Annotated in this window: 8 protein-coding genes and 4 pseudogenes; 7 read left to right on the forward strand and 5 right to left on the reverse strand. The window is 48.2% G+C overall.

Annotated elements, in window-relative coordinates; all coding sequences use genetic code 11:
* Positions 1–126: 126 nt before the first annotated feature.
* Positions 127–738, reverse strand: a pseudogene (locus tag L1272_RS21725) (NADP-dependent oxidoreductase); the annotation flags it as partial.
* 132 nt (positions 739–870) lie between these two features.
* Here L1272_RS21725 and L1272_RS21730 point away from each other — a divergent pair.
* The 3 genes from L1272_RS21730 to L1272_RS21740 all read left to right on the forward strand — a co-directional run bounded on the left by L1272_RS21730 (position 871) and on the right by L1272_RS21740 (position 5,323).
* Positions 871–1,134 (forward strand): cytochrome b/b6 domain-containing protein, encoded by a 264-nt coding sequence (locus L1272_RS21730; protein ID WP_268841537.1) that lies wholly within the window; start codon positions 871–873, stop codon positions 1,132–1,134.
* A gap of 155 nt (positions 1,135–1,289) precedes the next feature.
* A complete protein-coding gene (locus tag L1272_RS21735) occupies positions 1,290–2,792 on the forward strand; it encodes a transposase (protein ID WP_081334059.1) in 1,503 nt (500 codons plus the stop codon).
* Between the two features lie 485 nt (positions 2,793–3,277).
* Positions 3,278–5,323 (forward strand): alkyl/aryl-sulfatase, encoded by a 2,046-nt coding sequence (locus tag L1272_RS21740; protein ID WP_235374266.1) that lies wholly within the window; start codon positions 3,278–3,280, stop codon positions 5,321–5,323.
* 4 nt (positions 5,324–5,327) lie between these two features.
* Here L1272_RS21740 and L1272_RS21745 read toward each other — a convergent pair whose 3' ends face one another.
* Positions 5,328–5,627 carry a hypothetical protein gene (locus L1272_RS21745; protein WP_235374272.1) on the reverse strand — a complete coding sequence of 100 codons (300 nt, stop codon included), beginning with the start codon at positions 5,625–5,627 and terminating at the stop codon, positions 5,328–5,330.
* Between L1272_RS21745 and L1272_RS21750 the strand changes: the two are divergent.
* Positions 5,583–6,101: pseudogene (locus L1272_RS21750) on the forward strand (glutamine-hydrolyzing GMP synthase); the annotation flags it as partial. The gene L1272_RS21745 and the pseudogene L1272_RS21750 sit on opposite strands and share 45 nt — an antisense overlap.
* Positions 6,102–6,226: 125 nt before the next feature.
* Here L1272_RS21750 and L1272_RS23330 read toward each other — a convergent pair.
* The 3 genes and pseudogenes from L1272_RS23330 to L1272_RS21760 form a co-directional block, all read right to left on the reverse strand.
* Positions 6,227–6,451, reverse strand: a pseudogene (locus tag L1272_RS23330) (IS21 family transposase); the annotation flags it as partial.
* A 39-nt stretch (positions 6,452–6,490) separates the two neighbouring features.
* A pseudogene (gene istA, locus L1272_RS21755) lies at positions 6,491–7,196 on the reverse strand (IS21 family transposase); the annotation flags it as partial.
* 207 nt (positions 7,197–7,403) lie between these two features.
* Positions 7,404–7,757, reverse strand: coding sequence for a hypothetical protein (locus L1272_RS21760; RefSeq protein ID WP_328250371.1), 354 nt, complete (start codon positions 7,755–7,757; stop codon positions 7,404–7,406).
* Between the two features lie 277 nt (positions 7,758–8,034).
* Between L1272_RS21760 and L1272_RS21765 the strand changes: the two genes are divergently transcribed.
* The 3 genes from L1272_RS21765 to L1272_RS21775 all read left to right on the forward strand — a co-directional run bounded on the left by L1272_RS21765 (position 8,035) and on the right by L1272_RS21775 (position 12,181).
* Entirely contained in the window at positions 8,035–9,534 is a 1,500-nt protein-coding gene (locus L1272_RS21765; protein ID WP_235374267.1) for a transposase, read from the forward strand.
* 215 nt (positions 9,535–9,749) lie between these two features.
* A complete protein-coding gene (locus L1272_RS21770; RefSeq protein WP_235374271.1) occupies positions 9,750–10,397 on the forward strand; it encodes a 3-oxoacid CoA-transferase subunit B in 648 nt (215 codons plus the stop codon).
* Positions 10,398–10,852: 455 nt separating this feature from the next.
* Positions 10,853–12,181 (forward strand): OmpP1/FadL family transporter, encoded by a 1,329-nt coding sequence (locus L1272_RS21775; RefSeq protein WP_235374268.1) that lies wholly within the window; start codon positions 10,853–10,855, stop codon positions 12,179–12,181.
* Positions 12,182–12,632: the final 451 nt, after the last annotated feature.

Below are 12,632 nucleotides of genomic sequence, written 5' to 3' on the forward strand. Positions count from 1 at the left end.
GGCGAAATAACAAGGCCGATAGTGGATGATTAGGCTCCAAGCTGAAAGTAAACCACCTCCGCAGCCATTTATTGGTGTGGTCTACAGAGGATTATGTCTTTTTAGAGGGGAAAATCCCTAGAACCCCAAATTGTCAGTTTTGTAGTTTATAGCGCCATCAAACCCAAGCTCGTTAACAATCCAATCGGCTTTGTCTTCGCTTCCTACTACGCCAATTACACGCAGCCCGTCTGCTTTAGCAAGCTGACCTACAATTGAGCCTACAGAACCTGCTGCACCCGTAACAATAAGTGTCTCACCTTCTTTGGGCTCGCCAAAGTTATATAAACCTGTTGTGGCCGTTAGGCCTGGTAGTGCAAAAACACAAAGGGCCATTTCCTCAGTAATGCCAGGCTGAAGTTTGTTAAAACCAGAACCGTCACTGAGCACATATTCACTCCAGCCAGTCATTCCCATAACTTTGTCGCCTACCGAAAAATTAGGGTTGTTAGACTCAACCACTTCGCCCACACCGCTTGAGCGCATTACATCGCCAAGCTCCACAGGTGGAATATAACTCTCTCTGTCTTCACTCATCCAACCTAACATCGCAGGGTCTAAAGACATGTGAGTTTGCTTTATCAAAATTTGACCGTCTTTAGGCGTGGGAATTTCGAGCTCTTTGCTTTCAAATAAATGTGGCCCAATTTTTCTGTCATGGGGGCGATTAACGAGTGTAATTGCTTTGTATGTTGACATGGTGTCCTCCTGTTACAAGCACAAATGGTCGACGTCTTATCGAATGTAAAAGCGCATCGCTAAACACGGTTACATCTGCGCTGTTTAAAATAGGGTGGGGGTTATAGACATAAACACAACCTATAACACAGCTTGCTAGCCATACAAGCGGTATCGGGATTGTTCATGACCGATGATATTTTCTTAGACGGTCCCTATCGCCAATTAGCCGGAGAAGAAACACTAGCGCTAATGAACACTCTGCATCACCTTGCCTTTGATGTGCTACTTTACGTTATCGCACTTCATATAGGCGCGGTAATATTCTACAGCGTGTATAAGAAGCAAAAATTGGTTCCCGCCATGGTGCATGGCAAAAAGGAGTCAACGACAGCAGGTATTACTGACCATATCTGATCTCACAGTTTCGATGAGTCGGTTTTGACTCCATCTGACAGGCAGCTATGTACGTTTTTCGGACCTTGAGACTATAAATTTCCCACCCTATTGATCAGTAGATTTACATTAAAATCATATACACACTGTGATGCCAATTCAAGATAAAGGCGCCATTGCTAGTAACTCACTCTCATACCTATAAACGACATCGTCCAGAGCAGACGTTACTGTATCAATTGGTCGAACGCCACTACCCAGAATTTCAGAAGCAGCTTTCACAAAAAGGGAAGTCGTTACCACTTCATGTGGTAAAAGAGTTTGAAGAGTTTCTTAGGTGTGGTCGGCTTGAGCATGGTTTTTTGCGTGTAGTTTGTGACGACTGCAAGCATGAGAAACTGCTGGCGTTCAGCTGCAAACGCAGGGGATTTTGCCCAAGTTGCGGTGCAAGAAGGATGGCAGAAAGTGCCAAGTTGTTAGTTGAAGATGTTCTTCACGGTTACCCTGTACGCCAATGGGTATTGAGTTTACCCATCCCGCTTCGTCTACTTCTAGCTAGGTATCCCAAACACTTAAGTAAAATCATGCAAATCATTCATCGTGCTATTTCTTGCGATATTGTGCATCGGGCTGGGTATCTTAAGAAGCAAGCAAACACAGGAGCGGTGACTTACATTCAGCGATTTGGTAGTGCACTGAATCTCAATATTCACTTTCACATGCTCTTTTTGGAAGGCGTTATCACTCAGGAGTGTGGACAGTCCAAATTCAAGTGCGTTAAAGCACCAAACCACAATGATATGGAAACCCTCGTGAATGTCATTAGCCATCGCATCGCGACCTACTTGGAGAAGGCCGGGCTCGTTCAACGGGATATGGACAACACATTTCTCGATTTACCCATGGATGACGAAGATAGTTTACTGCCCTTGCAAGCAGCCTCTGTCAATTACCGCATTGCTGTAGGACCAGATACAGGCAAAAAAGTCTTTGCCTTGCAAACCTTACCTGCCAAAGACGAACAACATTACGGTCAATTAGCTCAAATAAACGGTTTTAGCTTACACGCTGGGGTGTTTGCAGACAGCCATCAAACTGACAAACTGGAAAGGCTATGCAGATATATCTCAAGGCCAGCGTTAAGCGAGCAACGATTGAGTCTAACCGATTCAGGAAAAGTAAGATATCAACTGAAAACTCCCTATCAAGACGGTACCACACATGTCTTTTTTACTCCCTTGGATTTCATAGGCAAGCTCGCGGCACTGGTGCCAGTGCCGAGGCTAAACCTTACGAGGTTTTATGGCGTGTTTGCTCCCAATGCTAAGGTGCGTGCCGAGGTAACGGCTTCACAACGCGGTAAGAATAGCCCTCGCTTAGCAGAGCATCTGAAAGATTCAGATAAACCATACCATGCGCGAAGCATGTCGTGGGCACAAAGGTTAAAAAGAGTATTCAATATTGACATCACAGTCTGTGAGGCTTGTGAAAAAACCAACGTCAAAATTATTACTTGTATTACGGATCCGGCTGTTATCCATAAGATTTTGGCGCACCTTGACAAGCAGACTCTTCTTGAAGCAAAAAACGATTCTCTAATGCCGCCACTTCGAGCTCCACCAGCCACAGCCTCATTCAGTGACTACATCATTCAACGCGACTTCGATTTTGGCGCATGAAGCACAAAAAACAGACCATCACTTGAACATGCAACATGTTGAGGTAAGGGCTTTCACATATCTCATTGCGGATTTCAGTACCAAAGACCAGTTATATTGCGTCTATCTTGATGACAACTACTTCACTGATTCCTGAAAAGTACCCATTTGACACACGTGCAACTGGCCTTAAATACAGCTGACACAGTGGGTAGTACATAGCGTTAATATTTCTTATACTCCCTAAATTTACTTATTTATTTTTTCACTATTGACACAGTAATTTCTTATAGATAGTCTGGTTTTGGATTAATTTTGATCCGCTTTTTATAAAGGAATGTGAAAATGAAAATCGCTAATTTAGAAAATAATGCAATGCCTACTGGTAAATACAGCTGACACAGTGGGTAGTACATAGCGTTAATATTTCTTATACTCTTTCAGCCGTTTTTGTTTATATCCTGGTGAGAAATCCGGGCTAACCCACGACAACCACAAGGACAACCATGCGCCCCCAACACCACTGCCGCCGTCACCACCTCGCCATGCTGGCGCTCGCCGCCGGCTTGTTCCTGACCGGCTGCGACACCCCGCCGCCCCAAGCCGCCGGCGCCAATACCAACGGCCACATACCGCCGACGGCAAGCACCGCCCACGGCAACAGTGAGATTCTGAACCAACGCCCGTTTGGCAACCGCAGCGACTTCGACCATGCCCGCCGGGGCCTGATCGCCCGCGATCCGAATCTGGTGATTCAGCGCCCCGATGGCAGCCGCATCTGGGATATGCCGGCGTACGATTTTGTCGATGCCGATGGCCAGAACGCGCCCGCTTCGGTGAACCCCAGCCTCTGGCGCCAGGCGGCACTGAACAATATTCACGGTCTGTTCGAAGTCACCAAGGGGCTATACCAGATCCGTGGTTACGATCTGTCCAACATGACCATCATTGAAGGCGACACCGGCTGGATTCTGGTCGACCCCCTGACGGCAAAGGAGACCGCCAGCAAAGCGTTCCTGTTCGCCCGCCAGCATCTGGGGGAAAAACCGGTGACGGCCATCCTGTTCACCCACAGCCACATCGACCACTTCGGAGGCGTGCAGGGCGTGCTTGAGCACCTGAGTGACGCCGAGCGACAGTCACTGCGGATCGTGGCGCCGGCGGGTTTTGAAGAGGAAGCCACCAGCGAGAACATCATCGCTGGCCCGGCCATGAGTCGCCGCGCCATGTACATGTATGGCCGGCCACTGAGCCGGGACGCGCGGGGCCATGTTGGCACCGGCCTGGGCAAAGGCCCGGCCTTCGGCACCTTCGGCTTTGCCGAGCCCACCGACCTGATTCACCAGACCGGCACCCGGCTGACCATCGACGGCGTTGCCTTCGAATTCCAGATCGTCTCCGGTTCCGAAGCACCGGCGGAATTCACTTTCTACCTGCCCGAACACAAGGCGTTCTGCGGCGCCGAACTGGTCAGTAGCACCCTTCACAACCTGTACACCCTGCGCGGCGCCAAGGTCCGCGACGCCCGTATCTGGAGCGGATTTATCGAGGAGGCCCGGACCCGGTTTGCCGACGCGGAAGTGTACTTCGCCAGCCACCACTGGCCGCTCTGGGGCCGGGACCACATTCAGGACTTTCTGGCCCGACAGCGCGACACCTACAAGTTCATCCACGACCAGAGCGTGCGGCTGATGAACCGGGGCCTGACGCCCAACGAGATCGCCGATCAGCTGAAACTGCCCGAGGCCCTGAACCAGGACTTCGACAATCAGGGCTACTACGGCACCGTGGCCCACAACGCCAAGGCGGTGTATCAGTATTACATGGGCTGGTACACCGGCAATCCCGCCCGGCTCCATCCACTTCCGGAAGCCGACGCGGCGCGGCGTTACGTCGAGATGATGGGCGGCATTGAGCGGGTACTGGCGACCGCCGAGGCAGACTTTGCGGCCGCCGCCGACATGGACGCCGAGGCCGCACACCGGCACTATCGCTGGCTGGCCGAACTGCTCAATCACGCGGTGTTCGCAGCGCCGGACCACCCGGCGGCCAAAGCCTTGCTGGCGAAGGTCTACGATCAACTGGGTTACCTGGCCGAATCCGGTCCCTGGCGGGATGCGTACCTGACCGGCGCTTACGAACTCCGGCACGGCGGCCCCGAGCAGGGGCTCAATCCGGCGATCATGAAGGAGTTGCTACTGAAGACCCCGGTCGAGCGTTTTTTCGACAGCATGGCGGTGCGCCTGATCCCGGAGGCGGCGGACGGTGAAACCCTGTCGCTCCGAATCACCTTCACCGACCTGGATGAAAGCTACCTGTTGCTGCTGGAAAACTCGGTGCTGCGCCACCGGCGTGCCGCGCACGACGCCGAAGCCGATGCTGCCCTCAACCTCACCCGACCGCTGTTTGTGGCGTTGCTGATCGGTGAAGCCGGGCTCAAGGAACTGCTGTTCAGCGATGACCTGAGTGTTGAAGGCAGTAAGCTGGATCTGATTGGCTTCTTCAGCATGCTCGACAAGCCCGACGGCGCGTTCAACATCGTCACGCCCTGAACGCTCAGGTCATCGGCGCCAGCTCGTCGTCGATGGCCTGTGCCCGGGCCAGAGCCGGCCGCCCAGCCAGACGCTCGGCGTAGGCCTCAAACTCCGCGCGGTTGGGCAGTGAACCAAACTGCATCCCCCACATCACGTGCGAGCCCACGTACACATCGGCGGCGGAGAACCGCTCCCCGGCCACGAAACCGGGGCCAGAGATTGCCTGAGCCAGGGTATCCACCGCCTGCTCGTAAGTACCGTAACCGACCATCTGCTGCCGGAAGTCACTCACACCCTGCAGGGCAAGCGCATCCTCGAGCACTTTGTCCTGACCATCGCCGGTTGTGAGGCCTTGTGGACCCCGGCCAAGATCGTGGACGACGCCGTTCGTCAGATTCGCGAGCAGGTGGGTTCCGACAAGGTACTGCTGGGCCTGTCCGGTGGCGTTGATTCCTCGGTCACCGCCGCGCTGCTGCACAAAGCCATTGGTGACCAGCTGACCTGCGTGTTCGTGGATAATGGCCTGCTGCGCCTGCACGAAGGCGACCAGGTGATGGACATGTTCGCCAGCAACATGGGCGTGAAGGTTATCCGTGCCGATGCCGAAGATCTGTTCCTGTCCAAGCTCAAGGGCGTGAACGATCCCGAGCAGAAGCGCAAGATCATCGGTAATACCTTTATTGATGTGTTCGATGCTGAAGCCGCGAAGATCAAGGATGTGAACTGGCTGGCCCAGGGCACCATCTACCCGGACGTGATTGAATCCGCAGCGTCCAAAACCGGTAAGGCCCATGTCTGGCGGATGTCGGTGTATTCATAGGCATGGCGCGGTAGCTGTTTTAAGGCGGGCTTATCCAGTTCGTCGAACCACTGCTGACGTGTGCCTGACATTTGTTTGAAGGGCTTGTTGTTTACCTCCGTCAGCAAGGCGTTGATGCACTGGTTTAACTCATGTAATGAGAAGAAGGTGTGATGGCGAAGCCGGGCTAATATCCATCGTTCGATGATTTGCACACCCACTTCGGCCTTGGCTTTATCTTTGGGTTTGTACGGTCTGGCAGGCACGATGGCCGTATCATAATGAGCCGCTAGTTGCTGATAGGCTGGGTTGATATCCGGGTCGCTTTTACAGGCTTTGGTCACCGCACTTTTTAAGTTTGTACGGTCTGGCAGGCACGATGGCCGTATCATAATGAGCCGCTAGTTGCTGATAGGCTGGGTTGATATCCGGGTCGCTTTTACAGGCTTTGGTCACCGCACTTTTTAAGTTATCCGGTACCACCATGGTGGGTACACCACCGAGATACTCAAACGCCCGCACATGGCTGCCCAGCCAGTCTTGTAAGCCCTGTGTCCAGGTCGCTTCAGCGTAGTAATAACTGCTCGCGCCCATGGCCGCGACGAAGATTTGCGCGTGTCGGATTTCGCCTGTTTGTGGATTCACGACAGGCATGGTTTGCCCCGCATAGTCCACGAACAATACTTCACCCGCCCGGTGATGCTGGCGCATCGAACGGCGCTGTTTCTTCAGCCAGTGCAGATAACGGTCGCAGAACTGGGAGTAACTGTAACAGCGATTGGGGTATTGCTGGGTGTATTCTTCCCACAGCAGCAATTTGGTCACGCCTTTACGGCTTAATTGCTTACGCAAGTCTGCCCAGTCCGGCTCTTGGAATCGCTTGGCATGGCGGGTATCGGCTTGCGGATAAAAGCGCCGGGCTAGCTGAGCATCATCCAGTTCATCTGGCAGCGGCCAGGATAGGTTCATGACCTTGGCTTTGCTGAGCAGCGTTTGAATGCTGCCGACACTGACTTTGGTGCTGCGATGAATCTCGCGGATACTCAATCCCGCCGAGAAATGCAGCCTTAAAACCTCTCTGATTTTACGCATTGTAATCCTTTTCAAACCTAACCCTCACTCGCCAACGAAAAGTCAGTGGTTAAGTTATCAAATTAATAGTGATTTCAATGCGTTGAAATGATTCCGGTGTACTTGAACACCGATTCCGGAAATCAGCCCAAAAGTGTACTAAATAAATCCGGAATCAGTGTTCAAATAATTCCAGAATAGGTGTTCAAGTGTTTCCGGAATCGCTGTTCAGATCCGGCCGGAATATGCACACTTATCAAGTGTTCGTTTAGCGCCATATTTAAGAATATTAATTTCTTCCACTAACGTGCTTTGACAAATTTTGCCGGTACTCTTACTCAAAGTCTGAAGCACTGTCTCCCGATGAACCTTCTCTAAATCTGCACCGCTCATACCAGCCGTTAGTGATACGATTAAATCAACATCTATAGCCTCTTCGTAAACGTCGTACTGCAAGAACTTTTCGATAAACCAGCGCCGGGCATTTTTATCCAGGAAAGGAACATGGACATGAAGATCAAGCCTTCCTGAACGTAATAATGCTTCATCAAGTTTATCCAGCCGATTGGTAGCCGCGACAATAAAAACCGCGCCTTTATTTGGCTATTTGCATTCTAAGGTTGGAAATCAGCTTTTCTGCCAAGGCAATGAAAAGGCTCAGTTGGTTGGAAGCTAAAGTATGAGGGGCTGCATTGTACGTATAGCAGACGTTAGAGGAGCCTCCGTTGTAGACTAGCTATCTGATCGTATACCGGTCGTTCAGATAACCACGAACCACTGCCAATTTCTGTCACTCTGGTCAGTTTACTTACCAGCCCAACAAGGTACACTACAGACTTTTACATTAGCAAGGATGCTGATGTTAGCTGCAGAGCAATACACCTATCAACGCCATCGTCCAGAGCAAACATTGCTCTATCAACTTGTTGAGAAACATTACCCTGCCTTCGCCGAGATGATGCAATCTCAGGGAAAGGCATTACCATACCATGTGATCAAAGAGTTTGAAGAGTTTCTTAAGTGTGGTCGACTTGAGCATGGATTTCTGCGCATAGTCTGTGATGACTGCAAACATGAGAAGCTTGTAGCTTTCAGTTGCAAGCGAAGAGGTTTCTGCCCGAGTTGCGGAGCTCGAAGGATGGCTGAGAGTGCGAAACTACTGGTTGATGATGTATTGCAGGGTTACCCTGTTAGGCAATGGGTGTTAAGCTTACCTATTCCCCTAAGGTTATTACTCGCCAGATACCCCAAAGAACTCAGCAACGTCCTGCAAATCGTTCACCGCGCAATTTCCACAGACATCATCCATCGTTCAGGCTACTTGAAGAAGCAGGCTAAGACAGGGGCAGTCACCTACATTCAGCGTTTTGGTAGTGCGCTTAACTTAAATATACATTTCCATATGCTGTTCCTTGAAGGTGTCATCACACAAGAGCATGGAAAAATGACATTTAAGCGAGTCAAAGCGCCGAGTCATTCCAATATGGAGGCGTTGGTAAACACCATCAGCCAGCGCATCGCACAATATCTCGAAAAAGCAGGGCTAATTCAACGCGACATTGACAATACCTATCTGGACTTGCCAATTAACGATGAAGACAGCTTGTTACCACTGCAAGCTGCTTCGGTCAGCTACCGGATCGCAGTTGGTGCAGATACTGGTAAAAAAGTGTTTACTTTGCAAACCATGCCAGCAAAAGATCCTGATCACTTAGGACAACTCGCAAAGATAGCTGGATTTAGCCTACATGCAGGGGTCTTCGCAGATGCAGATCAACCAGAAAAACTAGAAAGATTGTGTCGTTACATCGCAAGACCTGCAATAAGCGAAAAACGCTTAAGCCTCACAACGACAGGTAATGTCAGATACGAACTCAAGACACCCTACAGCAATGGTACGACTCACGTATTCTTCTCGCCGATTGACTTCATTAGTAAGCTAGCTGCCTTGGTACCACCGCCTAGACTGAATCTGACGCGGTTTTATGGCGTGTTTGCGCCAAATGCCAATGTACGAGCAGAAGTAACTGCTTCACAACGCGGCAAGAACAGCCCTCGTTTAGCAGAGCATCTGAAAGATTCAGATAAGCCCTACCAGGCGCGCAGCATGTCATGGGCACAGAGGTTAAAACGTGTATTCAACATTGACATTACCATTTGCGAAGCTTGCACAAAGGCGAATGTCAAAATCATCGCATGCATTACAGAGCCTGCCGTCATCCAAAAGATACTCTGGCATTTGGATAAGCAAGATTCACCAATTACCGCTAATTCTTGCAGAGCGCCGCCACTGATTGAGTCAAAACAAATAAGAACTGACGATTACGTTATTCAGAGAGATTTCAACTTTGGCGCTTAACGGCTCCACCGCCAATATAGCTTGAACACTCATGTGTTGAGGCATCATGTTGCACATATCGAGAGAATTTTTCAGTCCCAATGATCAGCCTATTTTCTTATCTTGACTACACTTACTTCGTAATTGCTTCCTGTTTTTGGACCTAAATCGCATGAAACAAGCCTTAAAGCCAGTTGTCACAGAGGATAGTATATAGCGTTAATTTGTCTTAAACTCTGGCATGGACGCGAAATGAAATGGCCCAGCGTGCTGCGCTTGAGCTGCAAGATGGCTTTTATGTCAATTTAGGGATTGGTCTGCCCACCCTGGTCGCCAACTATATTCCAGAACATATCAACGTCTGGCTACAGTCGGAAAACGGCCTGCTGGGCATTGGTGAGTTTCCGACTCAGGACACGGTTGATCCCGACCTGATTAATGCCGGGAAACAGACGGTAACCGCACAAGCAGGGGCATCATTTTTCTCGAGCGCAGAGTCCTTCGCCATGATTCGTGGTGGGCATGTCAACATTGCCATTTTAGGTGCCATGGAAGTGTCTGAACGTGGCGATTTGGCTAACTGGATGGTTCCAGGTAAAAAAGTCAAAGGCATGGGCGGCGCCATGGATCTGGTGGTTGGGGTACAGAAAGTCGTGGTGCTCATGGAACACTGTGCCAAAGATGGCAGACCAAAACTGCTTTCCGAATGTAGCCTGCCTCTGACCGGTCAAGGTGTCGTCAACCGAATTATTAGTGATCTCGGTGTAATTGATGTGGCTGAACAGGGTTTGAAACTCGTAGAACTGGCCAAAGATGTGACCCTTGCACAAATTCAGGCCGCTACAGGTGCCAAGCTGATCACAACGGGGCTAGATGCAGCTTAAATCACACAGATCAGGAGCAGCCAAATAGCTGCTTCTGTTTTTAACCCACTAATCACCTGATTTTTTAAGAGCACGCGAGTCTCTAAAATTATGAATTAAATCTCAAAAATTATAGTTTCACATAAATAAGCCTCAAATTTTTAACTACCAAAATCGATCAAATTTCAATCAATTAAAAACATTCAAACAAGAGATTGATTTTAAATTTTATTCTTTAATTTTCAATCACTAACAAGCCAAAAACCTACACCAATTAGAACAAATACTCTATTCAGCGTGTTTTTTATACTGATTAGTTTTTTCTAGAGCATTTACTCTTATTTTAATTGTGCTATTTTTGTCACATGGAGTAACAAATGGTCTCGGTTTGCACAAATCGAAATCATCCAAAATGAAAGCTTAAAGCATCAACAAAAACTGTCATAAAAGACTTTATAGCCCAAGGGAAATGTATAATGAAATTAAAAGCACTTAGCACAGCAATGATTCTTGCAACTGTGCCTATGACAGGCGCATTTGCAGCAGCACTAGATCGTTCAGGCCAATCTATTGCAGCCTTCCTACAACCTGGCAACTATTTTGAAGCAGGTATTTCTGTTTTAGACCCATCTGTATCTGGTAAAGCTAATGCAGGTTATACACCTAACGCTGCTATTCCTGCAGCATTAGCTGGTCTTGAGAATACCTCTCTATCAGACATGGGTGAAGATTATTACTTCCCAAGTGCAGCATTAAAGTTTCAAGTAGCTGATAAATTATCAGTGGGTCTTTTATACGATCAACCTTTTGGTGCTGATGCAGCCTATTCAGTTGGTGATGCTGGAGCAAACCCAGCATTAGCAGGCTTGGGACTTCCAGCTGCATTATTTGCTGGACAGGGCTTATTCCATGATGGCCAAGAAGCAACTGAAGTAGAAGTTACAACCGAAAATTTAACGTTCCTATTAGGTTTCCAACCAACTGAAAACTGGAACCTATATGGTGGTGCAGTATACCAGACCGTTAAAGGGAATGTTCAATTACGTGGTACCGCATACGGTTCTACTATTGCATTAGGCCAATATAATGCAGATGTGAAAGAAGATTCTGCAGTAGGCTGGATTGCAGGTTTAGCTTACCAAATTCCTGAAATCGCATTAAAAGCATCTTTAACGTATCGTTCTGAAATTGATCATGAAGCAGCAACGAATGAATATGGTACAAGCTTAATTTTAACTGGTTTAGTTCCTGGGCCAGGTGCGGTATATAACGAAAACACTACTACTAAAATTACAACTCCACAATCTGTAAACCTTGATTTCCAAACTGGTATCATGGCTGACACAGTCGCTTTTGCTAATGTGCGCTGGGTAAACTGGGAAGATTTTTCAATTCGTCCTGAACAGTTTGGTACAGTTTCAGAAGCTTTAGGTGCCGCAGGCTTAACCCCAGATAATCCAAATGGTTTTGACTTAGTGGGTTATACAGATGATCAATGGTCAGCTACTGTAGGTGTAGGCCGTAAATTTAATGAAAAATGGGCAGGTAATGTCTCTGTAGGTTGGGATTCAGGTGCAGGCAACCCTGTTTCAACTTTAGGTCCAACTGAAGGTTACTGGAATGTTGGCCTAGGTCTGCAATTCTCACCTGCTGCAAACTACTTTATCGCTGGTGGTGTGAAGTACTTCTGGTTAGGTGATGCTAAAGCTCAACCTGCATCAATGTTTGGTACAGGAAACTCTGTAGCACAATTTGAAGATAACCATGCTTTAGGTTACGGCTTAAAAATGGGCTATCGCTTCTAAGCTCTGATTAAATAAAAACCACTTTCGAGTGGTTTTTATTTTTTAACTCTAATTTTATACACTTGCATATCATTTGCTTGTTTTACAAGCAATTAATCCTGCTCCAAATATTAATTTTTTAAAATTTATCTTTTATTTTTATTTTCTTATTTATCATTTAGTTAATATAAAAATATAGTATAAATACTCTAAGCAACCCTTTTATTTAACCGCCTTAGTTCATTTCTTCAACAGAGCTGAGTATTTACTCTTTTTAAAATTATGTTACTTTCCCAGCACATTTTTGTTACAGATGGCATCAGGGAACGTACCATGAAGCTCAATGGGGTTCTAGGGATTTTCCCCTCTAAAGTAACATAGAACGCTACAGGTATTATATTATATGGTCTGTGGCGGTGGGTTACCTTCCAATATTCTGCCATCTTATATAAACACCATCAATCATATTGGC

It is taken from the genome of Pseudoalteromonas sp. PAST1, assembly GCF_021532515.1.
GTDB lineage: Bacteria > Pseudomonadota > Gammaproteobacteria > Enterobacterales > Alteromonadaceae > Pseudoalteromonas > Pseudoalteromonas simplex.

Coding starts and splice junctions, on each gene's coding strand:
- L1272_RS21740 (WP_235374266.1), top strand. CDS start 3,278: ATGCGCCCCCAACACCACTGCCGCCGTCACCACCTCGCCATGCTGGCG.
- L1272_RS21765 (WP_235374267.1), top strand. CDS start 8,035: ATGTTAGCTGCAGAGCAATACACCTATCAACGCCATCGTCCAGAGCAA.
- L1272_RS21775 (WP_235374268.1), top strand. CDS start 10,853: ATGAAATTAAAAGCACTTAGCACAGCAATGATTCTTGCAACTGTGCCT.